This is a genomic window from Steroidobacter agaridevorans (assembly GCF_009932555.1).
Classification (GTDB): Bacteria; Pseudomonadota; Gammaproteobacteria; order Steroidobacterales; family Steroidobacteraceae; genus Steroidobacter; species Steroidobacter agaridevorans.
In genome coordinates this window covers 473105-498069 of sequence record NZ_BLJO01000008.1, presented here as the reverse complement: position 1 = coordinate 498069, position 24965 = coordinate 473105, and the positions used below count along the sequence as shown (strand labels likewise).

The 24965-nt window shown below is 57.3% G+C and carries 13 protein-coding genes and 1 pseudogene; 4 read left to right on the top strand and 10 right to left on the bottom strand.

The window, feature by feature from the left end; genetic code table 11:
- Positions 1-98 precede the first annotated feature (98 nt).
- A pseudogene (locus GYH35_RS35195) lies at positions 99-389 on the top strand (reverse transcriptase/maturase family protein); the annotation flags it as partial.
- 57 nt (positions 390-446) lie between these two features.
- Positions 447-1118: a group II intron maturase-specific domain-containing protein gene (locus tag GYH35_RS27885; RefSeq protein ID WP_268894965.1), complete on the top strand. Its 672-nt coding sequence runs from the start codon at positions 447-449 to the stop codon at positions 1116-1118.
- 534 nt (positions 1119-1652) lie between these two features.
- On the opposite strand, the gene GYH35_RS27880 is transcribed toward GYH35_RS27885, so the two are convergent.
- From GYH35_RS27880 to zorA, 9 genes are all read right to left on the bottom strand, one after another.
- Complete coding sequence (locus tag GYH35_RS27880) at positions 1653-2918, bottom strand: HNH endonuclease signature motif containing protein (RefSeq protein WP_161830124.1); 1266 nt, start codon at positions 2916-2918, stop codon at positions 1653-1655.
- Between the two features lie 370 nt (positions 2919-3288).
- Positions 3289-6447 (bottom strand): type I restriction endonuclease subunit R, encoded by a 3159-nt coding sequence (locus GYH35_RS27875; protein ID WP_161830123.1) that lies wholly within the window; start codon positions 6445-6447, stop codon positions 3289-3291.
- Between the two features lie 30 nt (positions 6448-6477).
- Positions 6478-7602, bottom strand: coding sequence for a hypothetical protein (locus tag GYH35_RS27870; protein WP_161830122.1), 1125 nt, complete (start codon positions 7600-7602; stop codon positions 6478-6480).
- Positions 7603-7631: 29 nt separating this feature from the next.
- Complete coding sequence (locus tag GYH35_RS27865; protein WP_161830121.1) at positions 7632-8948, bottom strand: restriction endonuclease subunit S; 1317 nt, start codon at positions 8946-8948, stop codon at positions 7632-7634.
- Positions 8938-10593 carry a class I SAM-dependent DNA methyltransferase gene (locus tag GYH35_RS27860; protein ID WP_161830120.1) on the bottom strand — a complete coding sequence of 552 codons (1656 nt, stop codon included), beginning with the start codon at positions 10591-10593 and terminating at the stop codon, positions 8938-8940. The genes GYH35_RS27865 and GYH35_RS27860 overlap by 11 nt, the downstream gene beginning before the upstream one ends.
- A gap of 153 nt (positions 10594-10746) precedes the next feature.
- Positions 10747-14472, bottom strand: a complete 3726-nt coding sequence (locus GYH35_RS27855; RefSeq protein WP_161830119.1) for an SNF2-related protein — start codon at positions 14470-14472, stop codon at positions 10747-10749.
- Positions 14469-16109 carry an EH signature domain-containing protein gene (locus tag GYH35_RS27850; protein ID WP_161830118.1) on the bottom strand — a complete coding sequence of 547 codons (1641 nt, stop codon included), beginning with the start codon at positions 16107-16109 and terminating at the stop codon, positions 14469-14471. Before GYH35_RS27850 ends, GYH35_RS27855 begins: the two co-directional genes overlap by 4 nt.
- A gap of 3 nt (positions 16110-16112) precedes the next feature.
- Positions 16113-16835, bottom strand: a complete 723-nt coding sequence (locus GYH35_RS27845) for an OmpA family protein (RefSeq protein WP_161830117.1) — start codon at positions 16833-16835, stop codon at positions 16113-16115.
- Between the two features lie 3 nt (positions 16836-16838).
- Positions 16839-18767, bottom strand: coding sequence for an anti-phage ZorAB system protein ZorA (zorA, locus tag GYH35_RS27840; RefSeq protein WP_161830116.1), 1929 nt, complete (start codon positions 18765-18767; stop codon positions 16839-16841).
- Positions 18768-19783: 1016 nt separating this feature from the next.
- Between zorA and GYH35_RS27835 the strand changes: the two genes are divergently transcribed.
- Together GYH35_RS27835 and GYH35_RS27830 are read left to right on the top strand one after the other, a co-directional pair.
- Positions 19784-21955, top strand: coding sequence for a DUF262 domain-containing protein (locus GYH35_RS27835; RefSeq protein ID WP_161830115.1), 2172 nt, complete (start codon positions 19784-19786; stop codon positions 21953-21955).
- 595 nt (positions 21956-22550) lie between these two features.
- Positions 22551-22970 carry a helix-turn-helix transcriptional regulator gene (locus tag GYH35_RS27830; protein WP_235936868.1) on the top strand — a complete coding sequence of 140 codons (420 nt, stop codon included), beginning with the start codon at positions 22551-22553 and terminating at the stop codon, positions 22968-22970.
- Positions 22971-23098: 128 nt separating this feature from the next.
- Here GYH35_RS27830 and GYH35_RS27825 read toward each other — a convergent pair whose 3' ends face one another.
- Positions 23099-24439 (bottom strand): tyrosine-type recombinase/integrase, encoded by a 1341-nt coding sequence (locus GYH35_RS27825; protein ID WP_161830114.1) that lies wholly within the window; start codon positions 24437-24439, stop codon positions 23099-23101.
- Positions 24440-24965: the final 526 nt, after the last annotated feature.

Sequence of the window (24965 nt, the reverse complement as noted above, 5' to 3'; positions counted from 1 at the left end):
AATAGGTGCCCGGGTGGGTCAAATTTACTTCGGCGTTTCTGAGCTGGGGTGGGTCAAAATTCAATCGGCGTTGACAGTCTGGGAAGCTCTTCCCGACGGAGGCAGGTACCCCACAAGGAGGCGTGGCCTCGCCCACGATCGCGAATATCGCACTGGACGGGTTGGATGCGGTGCTGACCGAACGATTCGGTCGGCCTCGATCTGCACTCGAACGAAACCGTGTGCGACTCGTGAGATATGCCGACGACTTCATCATCACCGGCAGCTCGAAAGAGCTGTTAGAGAATGAAGTCAAACCGTGTGTCGAGGACTTCCTCGCCGAGCGGGGGTTGGAACTATCCAAGGAGAAGACCCGGATCACGCATATCTCAGAGGGCTTCGATTTTCTCGGGCAGAATGTACGCAAGTACGACGGTAAGCTTCTCACCAAGCCGTCGGCCAAGAACGTGAAAACGTTCTTGGAAAGCGTCCGAGAGATCATCAGAGTGAATCGCGCGGTGAAGCAGGAAACTCTGATCCATCTGCTCAATCCCAAGATCCGGGGTTGGGCGAACTATCACCGACATATCGTCTCCAAAAAGACGTATGTGAAGGTGGACTACCACATCTGGCGAGCACTGTGGCGTTGGGCACGACGCAAGCATCCCCGCAAATCATGTCGATGGGTCCGGCAGCGATACTTCCGGACCCAGGGTCACCGGCATTGGGTGTTTGCAACTCAACCCCGAGGGTATGACGGCACACCGAGAACGCTGTCGCTGTATTCTGCGTCGAGCACTCGGATCGTCCGATATCGCGAAGTTAAAGCGGACGCTAACCCATGCGATCCGGCCTGGGACTCCTATTTCGCGCATCGTCAAGGCATGCGGATGTTGGAGCGACTACAAGGACGTGGCTTCCCAGATAATCTTTGGCGGCAGCAACAAGGCAAATGCCCGGGATGCGGCCAGCTCATCGTCGAAGACGATCGATGGGTGATACGGCCTATCGTCCCCTTCAAGGCTGGTGGCGGCCGCACTGTCACTAATCTGAAGATGCTGCACTCTACCTGTCAACGTTCCTTCCGTATCGCCGCTGGAAAAGCTTCTGGTGGCGACAACCGCGTGCCGGCTCCTTAACAAGGGGGCTTTCACCATGCTTGAGCCGGATGCCGGGCTAACCTGCATGTCCGGTTCTCAGAGGGGCGCGGGCCAGCAATGGCCCGCGCCTACTCGACGACCCGCGTCCTCGCGGGGAGGCAGCCGTTTATGCGGCGAAAGCCCGCCAGGCTTTGCTTGACGGCGAGCACGCCGTGATAATCTGCATCAGCAGCGGCAAGCTCACCGTTCTTCTCTCTTACTCCACTAGTGATGGGTGAGAAGAGGCCCTTGTTGTGGCCATGCATTTAGCGCTTCATCTTCCTAAAAATCTCGATTCATGCGCTCGGTCCGAACTGCCCCACGGCGAAGGGTTGATCCCAGTGGTGACTAAGAACTGAACCTAGCGCTGGCAGAAGTCGATCGATGATCGAGAGAACTTAGTTCGAAACGAGCGCCATGTTGTCAGGTGCACTCTGTCAGATAGAGAGCGCTAGTCGGCTCACAACCGCAAGCGACTCAGCACCATTACGAATAAGCCGGCTTCATCGACGTTTCCTTTTCGATTTCTTGCAACTAGTCGCCCTCGTTTTCATCCTCTTCCCCGTCTAGGCTTGCGAGCGCACGCTCGAAGAGTTGACGCACTCGCAAGTACGGCAAATCAGTCATTAGAGCTCCTGTTCGTTCGAGGTCAAGCCACATCTGAAGCCCAAGTCGCTTACCCCGCACTCCTTCATCGACACCGTCCAAGAATGCGTCGGGCTTGACCAACATGTCTTCGGGATGCCAGTGCAGACCATCAGTCGGAAGTGCGCTATCGAGGCCGTATTCCAGAAATTTCTTACCTTCTCGCAGTTCGCGTACTCGATCGATGGGAACCCGTCGCCCCAAGAGGTAAACATGTGCTCTCCATGCTGCCGCAACACATGCTGCCAGGTAGCCTCGAGCCTTCCAGTAGCTTGCTAACCAGTTGTTGCAGAGATGGTATCGGTAGATCTGCTTTGCGTTCAGTTCCCCTATCGGCTCTTGGATAACAATCAGAGCATCCTCCTCGTGTTCGGTTGTCTGCGCCAACAGAACGACACCGGTGCAACCGTTGGCGCGACTCGCAAGCTCGCGGACAAAATGCTCAAAGCGATCGTGCTCTTTGTAGAAATCATGAAGCGGATAGATCTCATCGACCGCCCCTTCCAACCAACCGTGGTTGATGCAAAAGAAGTCGGAAGCGGTCTCGAGGAGGTCCGTGTCCAGTGCATCTAGCAGTGCATCATTATTACGCATGTCCGCGAGCTTTAACCCATGCCCCAAGACCCGAGGTATTTGGTTCCGATGAATCCCGTGCATTTCGAACAGCTGAACGAATCTTTCTGCGATTACCGACCCTGACCCATGACTTGGATCCTTCTCACCAGCGATTACGATGTTCATCGTGCCAGCCGAGAATCCGCCGACCTGACCGACCGAAACAATCTCTTGGTTCGTGAACGACTGCTGCCACATGTGTGCCTCTTCGGCAGGAACGGACGTGGCATTCTTCTCGTGATCGGTCTTCATCGCCCTCAAAGTCTCGACCGAGTAGCGTTCAACATCCGTGTCGATCTCTCGATGATGAGTAGGACAGAGCAAAATCAGATTCTCAGCAGCTCGTCGCTGGTCAGTATTTTGCGTCTCATCATATCGAGGCGACCCTGGTTTCTCGCCGCGGATGTGGCATACATCGGCCAGCACAACATTTCTCTTCACGAGTTGCGCCTTGCAGCCGGGAAAGGCGCACTTGTTCGAGGAGAGCGAAAACAGAGCTTTTAGCGTCGAATTCGTTGGATTCATCTGGAAGAGCGCCATGCAAATGGCCAATCAAGGGCTGGCCACATCTGTCATATCTTCGACCAATGTCCCCACCTTCTCCTCCGAGACAGGGAACTCACGAGCGAATTGCTCAGACGCGTAGCTTCATAGCTAGCTCGTTACGCACAGTTTTTGACAATGGGATAACAGCTCAGCGCCGATGCGTGGCGGACTCATTCGCTTCGTTCCTTTCCCCATCACTATCTGAAACCATCGACCACGATCTCGGATGACGGTGAATATCTTCTCATCCTGCGTCGCCGCGACGGGCACATATAGACAAAATCGACCACCGGACGCCACTCGCGATACGGCTTGGTCTTTGACTTCACGGCGGACTCGTGGCATCCGAAAAGCGCAGCCGGAATCACACCCAATCCGCACACAACAACTCCGCCTGACGCAGCACCGTCTTCACCGCCTCCTCCTGCAGATCCGGCGGGTAGCCGTATTTGTTGAGGATTCGCTTCACCATGACGCGGATCTTGGCGCGGGCGCTTTCGCGCAGCGTCCAGTCAATCGTGACGCTCTTGCGTACCTGGCTGATCAGTTCAGCGGCAATGACTCGAAGCTTCTCGTCGCCCATTGCTTGGATGGCGCTTTCGTTAGCGGCGAGCGCGTCGTAGAAGGCGACTTCGTCTTCGGTCAGGCCGAGGTTTTCGCCGCGCTTCGTTGCCGCATCGAGTTCTTTCGCGAGCTTGATGAGTTCGTCGATGACTTCCTGCGTGGCGATCGCGCGGTTGTGATATGCGTTCAGCGTCTTTGTTAGCTTCTCACTGAACAGTTGGCTTTGAACGAGATTGCGTTTCGCGCGCTGCTTGATTTCATCCTTAAGCAGTTTCTCGAGCAATTCCGCAGCGACATTCTTGTGCTTGAGGCCACGCACCTCTGCCAGGAACTGGTCCGAGAGGATGCTGATATCGGGCTTCGACAAGCCCGCTGACGTGAACACGTCGATCACGTCACCTTCGGTCGTGATCGCTTTCGAAACGAGTTGACGAACTGCGGCATCGATTTGTTCTGGCGTCTTGCGACTTGCTCCTCTGTGCTTGCCAAGCGCTGACTGGATGGCCTGGAAGAAGCTCACATCGTCTCGTATCTCCGTCGCCTCGTCGCTCGCGGCACAGAGCGCAAACGCTTTCGACAGATCCGCGACGATCTGAATGAAGCGGGCTTTGCCGTCGTCCTGTTCCAGAACGAGTTCCTGCCCAGCGGGAATCAGCGCCAATCGTTCGGCGGGCTTGCCGGTCACCCATTTGGACCAGTCCAGCCCATGCAGCATGTCGCAGGCGACACCGTGCTTCTCGAGCATGACGGCGATTGCCTGTTTCGGATCGTAAGTCGGATCGCCTTTGCCGCCGCTTTCCGTGTACGTCGCGAGCGCTCGCTTGAGCTGGTCCGCGAGCCCAAGGTAGTCCACCACCAGACCGCCCGGCTTGTCACGAAACACGCGGTTAACACGGGCGATTGCCTGCATGAGCCCGTGACCTTGCATCGGCTTGTCGGCATACATCGTGTGCAGACACGGCGCATCGAACCCCGTGAGCCACATGTCCCGCACTATGACGATCCGGAATGGATCCTTGACGTCCTTGAACCGGTTCGCGAGGTCACGGCGCTTCTGTTTGTTACGGATGTGCAGCTGCCACTCCGGTCCGTCCTCAGCGCTGCCAGTCATGATGATCTTGGCCACGCAACCCTTCCGCTCCTCGGCCTCGACATCATCCCCAACGCTACTCGCCCATTCGGGCCGCAGCGCAATAATTGCGTTGTACATGTCTACGCAGATCCGGCGGCTCATGCACACGATCATTGCCTTGCCATTCATCGCATCCAGACGCTTCTCGAAATGCTGGACGAGATCCGCAGCGATCAGCTTGATGCGCTTCGGGTGGCCGACAAGAGCTTCCAGCGCCGCCCATTTAGTCTTAATTTTCTCTCGGCGAGATTCCTCTTCGCCTTCCGTGATCTCTTCGAACTCGTCATCGATTTTCGGCAACTCACTCGCATTCAGGCCCAGCTTAGCGATTCGACTCTCGTAGTAGATCGGGACTGTTGCACGATCGGCGACGGCACGTTGGATGTCATAAATGCTGATGTAGTCGCCGAACACCGCACGAGTGTTCGCGTCCGTCTTCTCAATTGGTGTGCCGGTAAACCCGATGAACGACGCATTCGGCAGCGCGTCACGCATGTGCCGCGCGAGCCCGTCAATGAGGTCATATTGGCTGCGGTGCGCTTCGTCGGCAATCACGACGATGTTCCGACGATCGCTCAAGGAAGGCATCTTCTCGCCTTTCCCCGGCAAGAACTTTTGAATCGTCGTAAACACCACGCCGCCACTCGCGACGGAAAGGAGCGTGCGCAAGGCTTCGCGATTCTCCGCCTGCACTGGCATCTGACCGAGAATCTCGTGGCATCGCTGAAACTGCCCGAACAACTGATCGTCGAGATCGTTGCGATCCGTCAGCACCACCAGTGTCGGGTTCTGCATGGCCGGATGCCGAACAACCCGTGCCGCGTAAAACAACATTGAGAAGCTCTTTCCGCTGCCCTGCGTATGCCAGACGACACCAGCGCGACGATCACCGGGCCTTCCGCCGTGCATTTCGCCAGACCAGAACACGCCGTCGCCATCTCGCACGAACATCTCACCCGTTCCGCTGGCACGCACCGTCTCGGCGACTGCTGCATTGACAGCGTGGAATTGGTGGTAGCCGGCCAGGATCTTGTGAACGCTCCCGGTGTCTGGGTCTTCATCGAACGCGATGAAATGCTGTAGTAGGTCCAGGAAGCGATGACGATCAAACACGCCACGGATCAGCACCTCTAGTTCGAGCGATCCCTTCGGTGCATCGCGCTCACCTTCTATCGTCCGCCATACCTTGAACCATTCCTGGTTTGCAGTGATCGAACCTATGCGCGCCTGCACACCGTCGGAAACCACGAGTGCCGCGTTGTACTGGAGGACCGACGGAATCTCTGCCTTGTATGTCTGCAGTTGCGTGTAAGCGCCCCAGATGTCCGCGTCCTCATCGGCCGCGTTCTTGAGTTCGACCAATCCCACGGGCATCCCATTGACGAACACGACGATGTCGGGCCGCCGATTGTGCTGGCCTTCGATGACCGTGAATTGATTGACTGCCAGCCAGTCGTTGGCTGTGACGCAGTCAAAGTCAATGAGCCGAGCGTGGTCGCCCGCAATGCTCCCGTCGGCACGCGAGTACTCCACCGGCACCCCTTCGCGCAGGAAACGGTGGAAGGTACGGTTTGTCTGTGTCAGCGATGGCGTCGCGATTCGAAGCACCTTACGGAGCGCGTCTTCGCGAGCCTCCTCGGGAATGCGGGGATTCAGTCGCTGAATTGCCGAGCGAAGGCGTTCGAGCAGGACGACGTCGGCGAAGGAAGCACGTTCTGCTTCCCGCTCGCCTGGCGCGAGCTTCGGCCCCGTTATGACCAAATATCCAAGATCCCCGAACCATTCGAGGGTGGCTTCTTCGACGACAGATTCGGTAAAGGAGGTCATGGCTGGCTCGGCGCATTCCACTATTCGAAGTTACGCCCTCGCGGTCTCGACCATGGCCTTGGCAGTGCTAGCAATCTCACCACTTGGTGTAACAGTTAGCGCGTGCTTGTCGTAGATGCGACCTGGCGGCGTAGCGATCGTGGCCAATGTATCCGCACATAACTTGATAGAAGGAGCCACGGACTCGCCCGTCCCCGCCGCAGCTTCGGACATCTGCTTGAAGAAGCCCTGAAACGAAGCGGCAACCGCGGCCTTATAGCCGTAGTCTTCCTCAAGACGCTTGGCAAGGGCCGACTCTCGGCTTGCGTACAACGCTAGCCAGATGAGCGCACCCGCGATCGGCAGCCTGGCCAACCAAAGGCGAAGCAAAGCGTCATAGGTGAGCGAGTCCTGCACCGTGTACACATGCCAAAGCCCAGTTGCCGCAAGGACAACTAGAAGACTTACCGAGCCAACGAAAAGCCACTGCCACCGAGTTGCAGGTTTCAAGAATGTCTTACGGCGCTCGTCGAAAGCATGGGCGAGCCCCGCACTGGTTGCGCCTGGAAGTAACGCCTCGATCGCTTTCAACTGTTCTTGGCACTTAGCTTCGAAGCCAGCGAGGCGCTTCTCATACTCAGCAACCTTGGCCTCTATTTGTTCCGCTTTGTCTGCAAGGCCCTTCGTTCTCGCCGCAGAGTCGTCCGCCTGCGCTTGCGCAGCGCGAACTTCTGCGATATCTCTCTTCGCTGCGGCTTCGGCCGCCGTTATCTCTGCGACGAGTTGCGTGGCGCGCTCAGAAGAGTTTAGTGCAGCAGTCCGCGCTACCTCGGCCTCAGTCTGGTGCTGCTTACAAGTCGTGAAGATCTTGTCGAGGTTTGATCGCACCGAGTCAGCATGGGTCTGCGCATTCTGTATGTGTTCAGACTTCGTTGCGATTACAGCCTGATCGCTTACTACTTGCGATTGAGCGGCAGTGATTTGTGCCACGATCGGCTGAACTTGTCCAAGCAGCGATCGAGCCTCGCCCAAGATCCTTTCGATCTCAGCGCGAGAATTGATCGCGGCGTTGCGCTCGCTTTCGGCTGACTGCCCAATCCTCTCAATCTGCTCAAGGGCGGATTGCGCAGCGGCGCGAGTCTCGTCGATCGCTGCCCTATTCGAACCGGTACTCACATTGTTTCCCTCTCGTTGAGCACGTCGCACTAATTCGATACTCGTACTTCTCCAGAAAGAAGCTTCGGCAGCAAACCATCCCGCATGACGGACAGATCGCGGCTTTCTTGACGAGCCAACGCAATTCGATCGTTCAGCGCGCGCAGCGGCTGCGAAAGGCGTGTTTGTATTGGAAGGCTCGGCATCGATATTCGGTGAGAAAGCAGGACCTCGGTGGGCAGTTTTCCCGTTCCATGCCCGGAGGTTTCGACTCGTTTGAGAAGAGAGGGTTGAGCATGCAACAGCGAAAACAGTAGCAGGACGGGATCAATGCCGTTTGGCACGAGGGCCTTTACGTCCTGATTGAATGTTACTGGCGCACGCACTTGGCTTACACGGACACCTTCGTGCAGCCCCATACCGCGAACCATGATAAGCGTCGAATCGACAGGAGCCAGCCGCGTACCAGAACCGATCGCTCGTTCTGTTACATGTGCGTCGGCCTCGTCAGCATGAATCGAGGTCATCACCTTTGGACTGACCCATGGAATCTCACCGTCCCAAAAGGTGGATTGGGCTTTCGACGGTGTGCCGCCAGAGAGAGCATTGGCCCATACCCCGAGCTCCTTCGCGCTCCAGCCTTCTGGCACCTCCCCAGGATTCGACACCACGAGGCGATCCGGAAAGAGATCGGCGATGTCTTTCGGCAGGCCGAGATCGCGGCCAGCCATCTTTGCGCGAACGGGATCGAAGTCCACGAACCATGACTTGAATAGCGCGCGGGCCATCGCCTCCAGCGTTTCATTCATTCGGCGGTTCACTTCGATCTTGTCGTCGAGGGCGCCGAGGATGTCGGCGATTCGCCGTTGATGGCCGATGGGCGGGAGGTGAACGGACAGACCCCTTTGCGATGTCAAGCTGACATAGGGAGCCATGTCAGTTTCGCCCGAGCGAGTCCTCAACTGCTCATGGAAGCCAGGCGACCTCAGAAATGCGTAAAGGTATCGACGGTCAACTCGGTCTTCATCGAGCGTGCGCCAGAAAGTTGTCTGAGGACTGCAGACGAAGGGTGGTGCGTCATCTCGCACAAGCGCCACCTTGCCGACCGTGCCCTTGTGGGAGAGCAACACATCGCCAGGTTTGCCAACCCCTTTGGTTATCCTCTTGCGAGCCAAATCGCTAATCTTGGAGGCCCCGTCGAAGAGCACTTGACCATCCTCCATATCCGCAGCTCGGATAAAACTGATCCCGCTCTGGACGAACTCATCAGGCCGAGGCCGATACTCCCCGTGGTTCCCGTCTTCCACAAGGAGCGCGCCCTCGCGCTGCAGCTCACTTACCGTCGCCGATCGCCAGTTAGCCCCCATAACCCAATTCCTTGAGATTGGCGGCGATTTCAGCGTCTAATCTTCGCGCTTCCTCTTGCTGCCGACATAGCAGTGTCGCTAGCCGCCTCATCATTTGCTCGAATGGCTCTCCATTATCCTGCTGCTCTTCTGCCCCAACGTACCGTCCCGGGGTCAACACAAATCCATGCGACGCAATCTCTTCGAGTGCTGCGGATCTACAGAAGCCGGGAATGTCGGCGTACTCGGTGACGTTGTTAGCCTCCTCCTCTCCTGGAAGTGGGAGAGAGGTAGACACAGGGTCACCACGCCATGCGTGATAGGTGCTGGCGATCTTCTGAATGTCGTCATCAGTCAGCTCGCGGTGGACGCGATCGATGAGCGCTCCTAACTTGCGGGCGTCGATGAAGAGGGTTTGTTTCCGTCGATCTCGGAGCTTTGACTCCCGCGCCCTCTCCTCGGCCCTCCCTTGCTTCACGGAGGAGGGTGCGGAAACTTTGTTCTTGCGGAGAAACCAAAGGCACACCGGAATCTGCGTGCTGTAAAAGAGTTGGCCGGGAAGTGCGACCATGCAATCGACGAGGTCGGCTTCGATAAGCGCCTTGCGGATCTCGCCTTCGCCGGATTGATTCGACGACATGCTGCCGTTCGCGAGCACGAAGCCGGCGACGCCATTCGGTGCGAGGTGATGCACGAAGTGCTGCACCCAGGCGAAGTTGGCATTCCCCTTCGGCGGCACGCCGTATTGCCAGCGCACGTCGTCGTCTTTGCGGAACCAGTCGGAATCGTTGAAAGGCGGGTTGGCGAGCACGTAATCTGCGCGCAGATCCGGATGCAGATCGCGGCGAAATGTATCGGCATGCTCCGGACCGAAATCTGCTTCGATTCCACGCAGTGCTAAATTCATCACAGCCAGGCGGCGGGTGGTCGGGTTGCTTTCCTGTCCGTAGATGCTGATGTCGCCGATCTTGCCGCCGTGGGCTTCGACGAATTTTTCGGACTGGATAAACATCCCGCCTGAACCGCAGCACGGGTCGTAAACGCGGCCTTTGTATGGCGCAAGCATCTCTACCAGTACACGCACGACACATGAAGGCGTGTAGAACTGCCCGCCGTTCTTGCCCTCGGCGCTCGCGAACTGGGTGAGAAAGTATTCGTATACGCGGCCGAGAATATCTTTGGCGCGATTCTCCTTGTCACCAAGGCCAATCGTACCGATAAGATCGATCAGCTCGCCAAGCCTATGCTTGTCCAGTGCTGGCCGCGCGTAATCTTTCGGGAGCACACCCTTGAGCCGAGGATTGTCGCGTTCGATCGCGACCATCGCGTCATCGACGATCTTGCCGATCGACGGTTGCTTCGCATTCGCCTGCAAATACGACCAGCGAGCTTCCTTCGGTACCCAAAAGATGCTCTCGGCACGATACTCGTCCTGATCCTCCGGATCCGCGCCGGCATAGTCGCCCTCGCCTGCCGCGAGCTTCGCGTGATGCTCCTCGAATGAATCGGAGATGTACTTGAGGAAGATGAGCCCAAGCACGACGTGCTTGTACTCCGCTGCGTCCATGTTGTTGCGCAGCTTGTCTGCGGCGAGCCAGAGCGTAGCTTCGAAGCCCAACGGGCTGTTGGTACCGTTCCCGGATTTCTTGGTTCGTGCCTTTGCCATCGAGTCGAGTGATTCTTCGGTTAGTGCTGAGAGACAGTCCCGGCCAAATGACGCCATCCGCCGAGCTGAGCATTGTAAGCTATTGATCCTGATAGCCAATATAGGGCATCGCAGATATCATGTCGATGCCCGAGGCGCCCGATGGCTCTTGCCCTACGAGCCGTGCCAAAGCATCCGATCAACCTCGTCCAGTGTGATGTCGTACTGATGGTGCTGCTCGGCCAGCCGCCGTCCGTCCACCAACTCCACGTCGTTCAATCGCGCGTGCCGGTGCGCGCCGGCATTGAACATCTGAGTGGCTACGCAAACCTTCTTGAATCTCACCCCCGGGTATCGCTGTGCGTAGCTCGCACAGCCGGTCACAACATCTTTGATCGCCTCCCAACTGAGTTCGCGGTCAGAGCGCTGCGATGTCTTGCATTGAATCAGCTCGCCCTCGCCATCCCTGATTGCCACGACATCGATGCCGTCGTCACCGGCAGCTGGTGTCAGCGCAACGGAGGAGTAGCCTTTCCGCCCTGAGAGGACGGCGACGTACGCTTCGAAGTATCTCGGCTGCATCGTCAGAACGTCATCGAAGGTAAGTGATCGGGATTCAGGCTTCGGGCTCTCCGGTGGCGCGACCTGGCCAATGTCGAAGTCTCCCGCGCCGAGGTCGCCACTGCCATTCAACATGTCTTCCGCAAGACTGCGCTTGTACTCGAGTAGCTCATCGAGCCTGACATCAAATGTCTTGAAGTCGTCGGCACTGACTACGGGACAATAGACATAGACATCCTTCTCTTGACCGATGCGATAAGCGCGATCAGTTGCCTGATCCTCCTTGGCAGGGTTCCACGTACGCGTGTAGTGGATGACGTGATTGGCCGCCTGGATGTTCACGCCAAAGCCAACAGCCAGCGGAGACAATATGATGACGGCGAATCCTTGCCGCTCCTGAAACCAACGGATGCGCTTTTGACGGCTTTGATCATTCGCAGAGGAAGCTGACGTGTCGCCGTTGACGATGTCCGCCGCGTAGCCGAGTTCTTCCTGGACGTAGTGACGAATCAGAATCTGCATGTCCCTGAACTCGCAGAAGATGAGAGCCTTCTCACCCCTGCTTCGAATCGTCTTGAGCGTCCGTAGCAGCCAATCCATCTTCGGAGCTTTCGCACGGTATTTCGATAGCGGCTCTGGCTTGAAGCCCGACAGACCGTAGGGTCGTGGATCTGTGCAGATGAGCCGAAGGTATTGCAGCAGCCCAAGCGCGTTCTTGAACGGAGTGATGGCATCTGGCTCCGATCGGCGCGAGTACTGCGTAACGGATTGCGCATAGAGATTGCGTTGAAACGCAGACAGCGACAGCGCGCGGCATTCCTCAACAGACACCTTCTCGGGCAGGTCCTTTGCCACATCTGATTTCAGGCGCCGCAACGTTTGAGGCGTGGTCAGCTTGCGCAGATCATCGACCTTGGCCTTCTGTTCATCGGTCTTCGCTTCGATCGGCCGTCGATAGAGCTGACCGAACTCGTTCAGTGCACCAAGCAATCCCGGCTGAATGAAATCAAAGAGACACCACAGATCGGTCAACGTGTTCTCGACTGGCGTACCTGTGCAGGCAACGCGAAATCTAGCGTTCTGCTTCTTGGCCGCGCGAGTGACGAGCGCGTTGGGATTCTTGACCTTCTGCGCCTCGTCGCAGACGACGATGGACCACTTCTCGGCGGCGAACGAGAACTCAAGGTCTCGCAGTGTTTCGTAGGTCGTCAGCACTACATTTGCGCGACCTCTCCAGCCGGGCTTGAGGAACTTGACCAATCCCTCGCGCCGGAGTTGCTCATCGACTTCGTGCTTGGGCACGCGCAAGTTGGCAAGCGTGTCTCCGTAAACCTCCAGAATCGTCAGGACGCCGGGCTTGAAGAACTTCCGGGCCTCGTCCCTCCAATTCTCCAGGAGCGCTACCGGCGCCACCACGAGAGCCGGCGGCAAGCTCGCATCCTTTTCATGAGCCCAGGCAATGAGCGTCAGGAGCTGCAACGTCTTTCCCAATCCCATATCGTCCGCGAGCAGTGCCCCCCTGCATTCATCGGGTGAGCAACTGAAGAGGTGCTGCAGCCATGCGACGCCCTCCACTTGATGCTGCTTTAGTTGAACGGTGTCGCGCAGGCCACGGGGAAGGCTTGACGCCTTGGTTGGTGGACGAAGGACTTCCGTGCGACGTTCGACGTAGTCCACCGAAACTACGTTGGGCTTGATAACCAATCCCTTTCTCGGGACTGGCTTGGATTTCTCCCGTACGACTTCCTCTAAGTTGCCGTTCTCTGCATCGATCTGTGCTCCCGCGAATGCAGAAACTACGTCCTCGATCTCATCGATCGGTAAGGGCTCAGCAATGCCCGGTACAGCAATCTCTGACTCGCCATTGCTTCGCGCCTCTTGAACGCGTCTTCGAATGTCTTCCAGTTCCTTTGGCGTAAGCGGAATGTAGCGAGGACGTTCTCCGGGCTTCTCCGGCGGAAGCTCAATGATGTTGACTAGGTTGTCTGGAAACCAACCCGCCTTCTCGTCTTTGCGAGCGATGTACGGCGATACATAGGGCTTTTCTTCGCCAATTCCCTGAATGCGATCGGAGTAACCCGAGAGATCATAGATGGCGTCGAACGTGATACTGGATTTGCGCGCCCCCGAATTCCTCCACTCTGCCGCCGCTCGTTCCAGTTGGCCAAGTTCCTGCTCGACGTTGCCCAGCAGCTCGAACTCGAACTCTTTCCACGCGTGCAACTGGCGCCCAGCAGCGAGACTTTGCCGAACCTCTTGCACAAACTCCGGCACCTGCTCGGCTAACATGGACTCCCGAATGCTGTTTGCCTCCGGACCAGCGCCGCATTCGATCAGAATCCCCATGTCTGTCGGCGCACCCGACTCGTTGCGCACCACGAAAGCAGTAAACCGATCGAACGAAAGCCCTGCGCGCTGGCGCTCCGCTTCGAACTCCGTAGGATCGATAACTGCGGAAGCGGCCTCACCAAGCGCAGCGAACGGGTTGGTGACGAAAGCCTCGGCACGCACGCCTGCCACCCGCCGCCCCGGGAGTCTCTTGATCTGCTCGAGAACCGTGCGAACCTCCGGCCTCACGACGACTTGCACAATGCCGTTGTCCGTCGGCAGGTCGTAGCGATCTCGCACGCTAGCGTGCGCATCGAAGCTCGTCAGCCAGTCTTCAGGACAACCCTCGAATCCCGGAGTGACTTCGATGACGCGTGACTGACCTTCCCCGGATTGCCGCAGACCAATCTTGAGACGTTCCGGAGACAGGACCACTGTGCTGAATAGAAACCGGTCGAGTCGGGCACCCGCAGCTAACGCCAGGCTGCGGATTTCACTCCACGCGATTCTCTGCGTTCGCTCATCCCGCTCTGCGTCTGAGCGCTGCGCAAACGAGGACACCCGCCGGATGAGTTCCCAGCTGGACCTCGACAGTAACGTCGTTCGTCCATTGATCGTTGCGGTGGCGCCGAGCACAGTGACACCGGACACAGACCGACCGTTGTGATCCACCCACCCGGCGATTGCGACTGTGAATTCCCGATCTATCAGCGAACCTCGACTGACCAATTGAGGAGCCAAGTGGGCTTCCGGCGGAACGCCCATGGACTCCAGTTGACCTCCGTTCTCCAGACCTGATAGCAGCTCATAAACCGATCGCCACGGCAGAATCCATCCTCCATCCTGTTCAATAGCGTGCCCCGAATCGGTCCATTGAACGAGTAATGACTCCAGGAGTGGATTTGAAATGAGCCCAGCCGTTGCCGCCTGCGAGTAAAAGAGCCCGCCATCCGTGACGTCCGCCCGCCATCGCTCCTGTGCACTGCCTGCATCGCGCACGAACCATTTCATGATGGCCAACCTTTTCGCCACCAGAAGCCGCGCTCGCTAAAGGTGAAGCCCCATCTCTTGAGGCGCTCGGCGAACTCACCAGAGTTGTACGGAAAGTTCACAGAGATATTCCCACCAACCGCTGACTTATCTCGCCAGCCAATTCCATTGGAATCGCAGAACTTGCGCAACGATTGCCTGCTGAGCACGGAATCGTTAGCCGACGTGCGTGGAGCATGGGCAGGGGGATCAGTCGCAAGGAGAACCGTCCGCGCAGCTCCATGCCGCCGTAGCGCATCTGCGAAGTGCTCTTCCCAACTTCCATGCCGCGTATCAACATGTGTCAGCCGCTCAAGATTGTCTGGCGATCGCAAGCCGTCGTCGGCGGTACCGCCGTTAACCTCGCCTCGCAACTCAAACGGCAACGAATCTCGTTTGTAAAGAAAACAGGCGTGCCCAATAACCCCGAATTCCACGGCAGCAACATCGCCCATCATCATGATGAATGCGTTGTTTGAACTTCCACCGGCATTCCTAAGACCAAGGAGTCGATCGCCCATCTCACGGCGCATTTCCTTCACGGCCGAGTTGGATGAATAGCGGGTAGCGCTTCCAAGCGCAAAGTACATATCGTTGATCTGCTCGTGGTACTGCTCCCAAAATCTCACCCGGCGTTGGTCGGTTTGGCGATCATCGGACATGAGCTCGAAGAAGGTCCGAATAACGTGGAGCTTGAACCAGTTTGTGACGAGCGCACATGCAGCGTCACTAACCCGCGCCCACTTCTTCCGGTTGCCTGTAATCCAAGGATTGCCCCACGTTCTCACCGACCGATCACGAAGCCCTGCATGAAGCGATGGGCTTCTGATGGCTGCGTAGCGATTGAGGATGAGACCTAGGCCCTCATCCTCAAGACCCTCGTGACTGTCCAAGAGACTCAGTAAGTTCTGAACATTTCTCGCAAACGGAGCATCCGCTTCTCGAGTCGAGTGCTCAATCTGAGCGAGGATCAGCCTTCGCATCAGCCAGTAGCGGTCACCGACATCGAGCCGAGATCTGATCTCTTCGACAGCATCATTTCTTCCCCGCAATAGATCGGGCGCGTAGCGACTCGCTGGATCTGCAGTCAGGAGATTGGAGTGCTCACTTATACACTCGACCCAATCCGGTTGGGTGCCCTGCACCACAATATCCTTTTTTCGATCGTGCAAATAATCGCGAAGCGTTCGCCAGTTTTCGCGCCCCTCGACGCATGTATCGCGATGCTCCCCGTCGTACGCAATGTACGTGTGCAACAACCCCCGGAAGCAGCGCCGAAATCCCCTCGGCTCAGGACGGTAGTCGTCGATCAAACCCAGCAATCTCGAAAATCTATCCCGCTCTTCGATCAGAGGTGGCTCGCGAGTTGCAAACCGCTCGGCTGCGCCAAAGCAAACGAAGCGCGCCGCGGCAGGATTCTGCAACTCATTCGTCTCCCTAAACTGAAGAACGGCTTCGCGCATCCGATCCTTGGGCGGGCGATCCCCCCCAGCGCTTCCCAGCATCTGCTTCAAGATGTTGTTCTCTGCGTCTATCACCGAGTGATCAAACACAAAGGCCTCTTCGCTCAGGGCGAGTGCCCTCTGAATCGCCTCATTGAGTTTGAGTATGTCGCTCATCGATCACCTCAGCGCGCATACGCCGAAGTCGCCCGCCGGCGCCGCCGGCGCTGACACCCGCTCATCCCCAACCGCATAGAGCTCAAGCCGAAGCTCCACTCGTCGCGACTCCTCTGCTGTCAGCCGTGCGTCATTGAAGGAATAGCCACCGACCACAAAGAGGTCACGAATTTCGGCAAGCTGAGCATCTGTCAAGGGGACTTCTTCGACAGACGGAGGCGCAAACAGTGCACAGAGAACAGCCTGGCTTCGCCTCAAGCTCAGATCGAGGTTGTACAGGTACGTTCCTGACTGATCTGCGAATCCCTCGACTACGACCCGCTTCAGAATTTTCTCTCCTACATCGCTCGAAGCGATTTTTAGCAACTCCGGAACGAACTCGCGCAGCAACCCACCTTGTTCCGCGCTAAGCCGGTACACGTTCTTTTCGAATCTTGCGCGATCCTGGAAATCAATGACGCGTCGATCGCGATCAACGCGCACTCCGGTGAATCTCACTGTTGCACGCTCGACTTCGTCGAGAAATTTCTCGATTGCCTCTCGGTGCTGCTTCTCTTCACGCTCCTGCTGCGTCACAGTCTTCGTAACTGCCAGCAACGCAACGCTCATCACGACGAGAAACAAGACCATCAATGCGGTCATTAGATCCGCGTATGAGATCCAGAATGGCTTCTCAGCTTCATCGCGAGAACGCCCTCCGGCCTTTACGAGCCTCAAAAAGGCCATGACTTATCGGCCGCGAGTCGCGACGCGCGGCATCGCGCCGCCGAGCGCGCTTTCAAGCTCTGCTATCACTTCACGGAGCCGCTTCGTTGCCGTAGACATCTTTTCGTAGAACTCACTGTTGGCCTTGCCAAGAGTCTGCTGCATCGAATCCGCGAACGACTTGTGCGAGGTCGCCAGAACGTCGGTGACTTGACTGAGATACTCATCTGCTGAGCGTTGAGCTACGGCTAGTCGTCCGGCAGACCCCTCCAAGCGCGCCAGTACGTCGGCAGTAATCGAAGCCTCCTTCTTGGCCGCCTCCACAGCAGCGCTTACTGCTCCCAGCATTTGGGACAGCGAGTCTCTCACTGCTCTTGACTCTCCTAGCACCATTTCGATGGAATTGCTTGCAGCTGCAAGCGAGCTAGCGGATTGTGTTAGCTGGCCACCCACTTCCTTCGCCCCCTGCATCACAGCCGACACCCCGACGCCTGCCTTCGCAAAGTCGTCCACAGCGATCGCCAGTGTTTCGGCGCCGTCATTCATTCGCGTAATGGCATCCGAAGTCACCGATTCCATACGCGCCATACCGGCACTCATCTGTGATACCGCTTCAGCCACCTTGACCGTCAAGGATTCGACCTGCCCGTTCATAGCCGTAACAGCTGACTGGCTCTTGCTGGAAAGATCTCCCACGAGGGCACCGGTCTGTCGTGATAGATCGGCCAACAGTGACTGCAATTGCTGGTGACTCTCCGACTGACTCTGACCGACTGCCGCGCGTATCTCGTGGACGAACTTTCGCATCTCCTCGTTCATCACGAGCTGCCGCTGATCGAGCTTGCCCAATGTGTGCTCGAGCTTCTCCATCAATGTTTGGCTTGCACGCTGACCAGCACCCTCGACGGTGGCCGACATTTGCTGCAACTGGCGCACTGCTTCGTTTAAAGAAGCCATCGCTTGCTGCTGCATCTGTTGGATACCGGTTACTTGGCTCCCGAGTAGACCCTCCAGCCGATCGGTGAATCTGGAGAGCATGTCAGCCATCAGCTGCTGAACTGCGGACGATTGATCCCCTCGCACTCCTTCTGTGATCGCAGCCAGTCGTTCGAGCGGTGGCCCGATCTGGCTCGCAACAGATTCGCCAATCTGACGACCAAGCTGCGATTGAGACGTCGCGAATGCAGCTATCTGCTTCTCGGAGATCTCTGTCAGGATAGACTTCAGATCACCAACCAGCGCATCCTTGAGAATCCTGCTTTGGCTTGCCGACTCCTCCGCCGCCCCTACCAAACGCGCAAGATACTCCTCGCCGACACCAGCCTTGAAGCGCTCGTCAATCGCCTGTGTTAGCTCTTGAACCTTTCGATAAAGTCGTACGAGCGAGACCTTCTCTATCAAGGTCACGATCATGGCCAGAGCGATCGCCGATGCGGATACGAGAAATGCTTCCGAAACAGAGCCCAATAGGATCTCGAGACCAGCTCGAGCTTCGCCTGGATTCTCGGAAACATGAAACCCCTTCAATCCAAGCAACAATCCCGTGAAGGTGCCGATGATTCCTATGCCTGTGAATATCCCGGGCAGGTGCTTGAAAAACTCGACTCTAAGAGGGCCATTTACGATGGTGTCTTCGGTGAAGAATAGTTCCGCCGGTACTGTCGCCCTCAGAGCAACGACTTCGGAGATGGCTGATCGAGGGTCGATGTAGCGCTCCTCGTGCAGGGTCTCTCTGAATTCCGACCACAGATGGCGCAATCGTAGGTGGGGTTCGAAGATTGGATCCAAATCCGACGAACTCTTTGCCTGAGCAACTTCCTTGAGGACACGTCGCAACTGCCGACCAACCTGCCATGCTGGAATCCAGAACAGCCAGATAAAACTCAACAGCAGAACTGAAAGAAAGCCACCGACCAGCAGGTGCCACGACTCTCCGACCAAGACAGAACTCATAGTTGGTCCCACCATTTCGACGCCACGGCGTTCCGTATTTATCCGCCAGCCATCGACACGTTGTTCGAGCGGCCGCCGCAAGGCCGCAAAGAAGTTGTGTGACGTTCTTATCCCAACTGCGCCAAGAAATCCGCCTGTCGAATCACAATCTGTGTGTTCGACACAAGAATCATCCGACTGCGAGCTTTATGTGGTGATGTGGCTCGCCGAGCCTTCCCTTAAACACCCTTTTAGGCAGTGCCGCAATCATGCGCAACCTGAAATCCGAACCGATTCTTGTAAGGTCCTCCGACATTTTCTTCCCTTGGATCCGGAGATGCCGTGACTTGCAAAGAGCCCGATGCCTAAAACTTGCGAGATGAGGCTCGACGGGGCTCACGTCATTTCGAAAGTCCAGTTTCGGCAGACCGAGCCGAGAGCCTCGGGCGCAACGGATTGCCGCCTCCCGCTCGCGAGGCCCGCGGGTAATACCAGCGCCAGCCTTTAACAAAAGGGCATGGGTTTTACAAATTCCAGCTGCATGTCTGGCTCGCCATCGGTCCAAGGACTCGTGACCGCGACTCACTTACCCCTCGATGCGATTCGCGCACTGTTCCGCCGAGCAAATGGAAGGGCGGAGTCGAGCGCCATCGCATGGACGGAGCCTCTGTGCCCATCTTCTCAGCTGCGAATACGTTGCGGACACGTTTTCGTATCGACGCACCGCCGGCCTCTGTGTAGCTATTGACGGTCTGCGCGAGTCGCTACACGAACGTATAGCGACTCCGTCCGAGATCGCATGCTACGCAGCGGACGGCGGCGCAGAAAGGTTGTGGAGCCCTACATAAGCGCGCGGACGCATGACAAACCAGACCAAGAGCCGTACATCTACTAGCCCCCTTTCCTCACCCGCCTTTGGGCGAACTGGTTCAAGGATTCGATGCTCCTGCTATGCGATCATGGGTTAGAACAGAACAATCAACACGCGCCATCGGGCGGGCACGGGAACTCGAGGCGCATTGAGCGAGCCAACTGGAATGAGCATCAAGTACGACTCAAAGCGGGAGCCCCTGGCGGAAATCATCAGGAAGGCAACGGTCAATGCGACTTATGTGATTCCTGACTTGCAGCGCCCGTATGTATGGACGCCGCGACAAGTCACCTTGCTCATCGACTCGTTGTTCAAGGGATGGCCGTTTGGATCATTGCTGCTCTGGGAAGTCAAACCAGACTGCTTTGATGGCGACGAAGGCATCCCTCACCGTCCCTTCTGGCAAATCGTGGATCGGGTCAACCCAAACGGTGGTACCGGAACATCTGCACTGGGCCAGCCTGCGACGTATCAGATGGTCCTCGACGGGCAGCAGCGCGTTCAAAGCTTGGTGCTAGCTCTGGGCGGAGATCAATGGGGATTCCAGCTGAATGACGCGGATTGGGCAGCAGATCTTCAAGATCGTCGCATGAAGCCGAGCGCCCACTGGTCTCGAGCATCGCTTTGTCTGGATGTTACGCTCTTTCGGTCCGAACTCGGGGCGAAGGACAAGAAAGTGCGAAAGCTGGAGGCTGGAAAAATCCTGGATTGGGTCGTCCTCGACGCAACCAATGGACGTTCCACCGAAGTGCGTCCACCGAACTACGTACACCCACTGTTGGCGGCCAAAGAGCATCCTGGCAGATTTATCCGACTGTCGCGCCTCTGGGATCTTGCGCAGAAGGATCTCTCGGAGAGCGAATACGAAGAGATCCTGGTGCCGTTGCTTGAGCAACACAGCATGACGGATAGCGCCCAAGCGGAGCTCCTGCGACCATTAGCACAGTTCATGAAGGTGATTGAGAACGTTAAGGCGAACAGCTTCGTACACGCGCTTCAGATCGAGTCGTTGCAGCTGACGCCGCAATGGAGCAAGGATGACTACAGCGATGCGATCGTCACGATCTTCACACGGCTAAATACTGCCGGCCGCACACTCACTCGCGAGGAGATCACCCTCGCGTGGCTGAAGGTGGGCTGGGTTCTTTCGCAAACCGATGGGAAGACTGCTGGCGAGTGTTTGAAACAGCTAAAGGAGTGCTTGGAAGACAGCGGATTCAAAGTTGAGACAGACGAGATCGTTCGCCTGATCTCGTTCATCTGGGCTGTGGATCATCGCAAGGGAAACCTGCTCGATTCGAAGGATCTGCTGAAAGGGGATGTCGTCCGCTCCATGGCTGGCGCTGTCGCCGGCGCCTGGAAAGCGCTTATGCCCAGAATCGCAGCGGTCTCGCAGCTAATCGAAGACCGAGATCTCGTCGAGAACCAAGGATCGTTCAATGCAGTAATCGTGTTTGCCACGTGGTATCGCCTCGTGTTCGATCGCTTGGATTCGCTGCAGGTCGTACCTCTCGTAAAGCGAGATGATCTTGAGAAGCTGCTTCGGCAACGTTCCGCTCATTTCCTCGACAGGTGGATCTTCGGCTCTCAATGGGCGAATGTCTGGGGCGAAGCTGCCGTCCGAAACTTCCAGGACTTCGCCAGCGATCTGCACTCTCTATCATCTAATTTAAATGCTTGCACCGCCGAAACGTTCTTGACGACGGTCGACAGCGGCATCCATACACTGATGGAACGAGTCTCGCAGCGCGCGATCTCGCACATAACAAACACCGTCGTTCGCGAGCGTTCGCGCGTATACAACTACTATCCGTTCCTCTGGGTCTGGCACAGGCTGGAGAAGGCACGCTGGGAGTGCTCGTCCGTTCCCATGCGTACCGGGCGCAAGCGCACGAGCAAACTCGAGGTGGACCATACAGTCGCCGACGCTTGGTGGCAGCGGCTCGTGAATCGGCTTGTCGCCGCGAAGCAAGCCAGCTTCGAAGGCCCCGACGAGGAGAAAGCGAAGCTCGCGCCAGATGGATTCACGTCGCGCTACGACGCCGCGTGCTTTGTGAACGCCCTGGGCAATTGCTCTCTCCTCGACAAGTCTTTCAATATTTCGAAGAGCGATAAGCCAATGTGGGCGTTCCTCAAGGAAGTGCATGAGTTCAAGCAGAAGAAACTCATGCGCATGGATTGGGAGAATGCGCTTGCATTGAACAGCCAACTGACCGAACCAGACGGAGTGCCGTTTGACGATATCGTCAAGGCAATATCAGTCCGGGACGCACAGATTCGATCCGAACTCACTGAATTCATCAATGGTGGTAAGGTTCGTCTCGATACTGTCGACTGAGCAAGTAGGCCGCCGTGTGGTTTCATCCGGTGGCTGCGCGGGCAAGGCCAGGAGGGCGTCGCTCGATTCGTCGAACGTGCACGGGCCGAGTATGGCTTGTGACGGGTAGGTGGCAATCGCAAACGGTCGCGTGGCGTCGCAAGTTGTCGCGCGACCGTTAGTTGGCGATGTCTCACTCCCGCCGGACTTGCTGAATCCGCAACCGCACTAGCTCATCGTCTCCGGGCGCGAAGGTTCCCGCCGGCCAGCCTTACGCCGGGCGCACCATCAGCAGCTCGCGAGCACGAGCCGACTACCAGTCCCGTCAAGTTTTGGACCGAGCACCGAAACGACGCGCCGCCCCCACCCGCGCCCCTTGCAATCCCTCTCCGAAGAGAGCTAACACAGCATCTGTTTTTATACATTCTCGTCAATTTCTCCACCTGACATTTCCCTGCCCGTCAGGAATGATCTTTATCGAGTAATACCGTCCCGACAGTTGAGTAACGCCACACGTAAATGGGTCGAAACTCGGCACATTTATGGGATTTAATTCGCCGAATTTTCGGCGAAACTCCCCGCTGACATTTCCTCGCCACTGAGGGATGCTGTCTCCATGGAGTGGAACTTCGTCCGCTCAATCATCGAAGTTACATCAGGAGTAACGATCATGAACTCGCATCCATCCCGAACGCTTCGTTCGATACCCACCTCACCTGCAGCTGCGCGCCCAGCCCGCATGACGGGGCAAGACGAGGCGCGGGCGCTCGCCGGCCGTCCGATCGCTCCAATCACTCCGGCACAACCGGAAGTACAGCAAGATGCACCGCGCGCCATACCGATCCGCATGCTCCGGCTCTCACAAGTCGCAGCGATCACCGGGTTAAGCAAAACAAAAATCTATCAGCTGCAAATTCAGGGTGACTTTCCAATGCGAGTGCAGCTATCTCCCAGACGTGTCGCCTGGGTGGAGTCGGAGGTGCAGGCCTGGCTTGCCGCACGCATCACATCCAGCACGCCTCTGATTGAACGCTGACTCGGTCCCTCCGTCATGACCCGTCAGCTTCAGCGCTCGGCAGCGCCGCGCCGTTGCGGCCTCCGAGCGGTCTTTTAGTCCCCGACCTGCGTGCGCCGCTGACGCCCGGCAGAACGCCGCACGCCCTCCTACGCCGCTTCGGTCGGCTCCACGATCACATACGCGTCCGACTCCCGCCATAGGCTCGCAGCATCAAACTCAGCGCCGATAAGATCCTCCGCCCAGCGCTCGAGCACTTCGCGCATCTCCTTCACATAGCCATATCGGTTGTAGATCGCCGTGACGCTGCCATCGGCGTGCCCCAAAACTCGCTTTATCAACTGCTCACCACCAACACCCAACTGCTCCGCAATCCGAGTCGCGACGGTGCGTCGCAAGTCGTGCGGAGTCCACGGCACCAAACCTCGCTCGCCGGACACCGCCGTCACAGCCTGCATCATTCTGCTGTGCCCCTTCGACCAACCAGATACCGGCGCGAGACCGTCGGTGCCGCTGAAGACGAAGTCGCCCTGTCGTCCAGCGTAGTTCGCCAAAGTGTGTTCGAGTATCTGAACCGCGACCGGCACAAGCGGCACCACATGCACGTGGTCGCTTTTGTATGCCTGCGCTGGAATGACCAGCAGGGACTGCTTGAGGTCGATATACGACTGCCGACATCGCGCCCACTCGCCCGGTCGGCAGCCCGTTAGCAGGATCAGGCGATAGAGCGGACCGAACGGATAGCCAAGCGTCCCAGCGGCATGCCAGACGACCTGCGCCTCGTCCAGTGACAGGACACGCTCTTTTTTCCTCTTCTTCGGCAGGTTGTCCTCCATTCCCGAGACTGGATTGTCTGCGCGCTTCAGCAGCCGCTCACGAATGCCCCAATTGATCATCTTACGAAGCACGGCCACTACGCTTCTCGCTGCTTCGATGCCACCGCGACGGCGCGTCTTTCCTTCACGAGTTGAAGGAACCTGAACCATGACCTCTTTCATGAGGCTGCGCACCTGGTCGCGAGTGAGCATGTCGGCCACCACCCGACCTATGCCTCCAATGATGTGAGCTCGAATGGCCATCTCGTATCTGGCCGCGGCGCGCAGTTGCTTGAGATGGACATAGTCGGTCAGAAATTTCTCAGCCAGACCTTCGACAGTGAGGCGGCCGGTAGCTACCCGCTCAAGCGCTTCAACCGGACTCTCACCGCGTCTCGCCTGATCGATATACGCGTTGGCCTTTGCCCGAGCGGCGTGCAAAGAGACCTGCGGATAGGAGCCGAGCGTTAGACGTCGCTTCGGACCCATGAGCCCATGGCCGCGATCGGTGATGCCGCCCTCGCCGAAAACGCGGATCATCAACGACCATGTCGCGCCCCGCGTTTTTCCAATTCGCAGCGTGAGTCCGGGCACTGCGCCGTCAGGCAACTCGACGCGGCCGTTCCGTGGCTTCGCCAATACCGCGCGTATCCCTACGTCTGTGAGCTTGTTCATAAGCCACCTCGCTCCTGGGGTGTCACTCCAAATTCGTGGGTGCCAGCCCCAAAATCGCGGTTTCTCAACATCGCTCTGGGGTGCCACTACAGGGTGATACTTTGCTCGTCTCGGGCTGAGAAAGCGAGCACCTCCGTGAACTACGAAAGACGCGAAATGCCTATTTTTATAGTCTTTGCGACACTTCCTCACATCCCCCTAGAAACGCCAGAAGATAATTCGGGACATCTACATCCTGATCTGGACACCCGACGATGTTTCTATTTGCGTATCGATCGCAGGTTTAAGTCTTATGAATGTGTCGCTCCACGATGACGACGGCGCTCGAAGAGAACACTACGCGGACCTAAGTCACTTCACTCAACGGTTGCGTCGACAACGAGTGGCAATAGATCTGGTGGAGGCTTTCATTACCCGCTCATGAATAGAGTGAACGCGTGGCCTCGGATGCGCGCTCCCCGGATGTCCACAAATCTCAACCTGCGAAGCACTCCCTCCGAGCGGCGTCGTAAGACAGGCGGGTTTG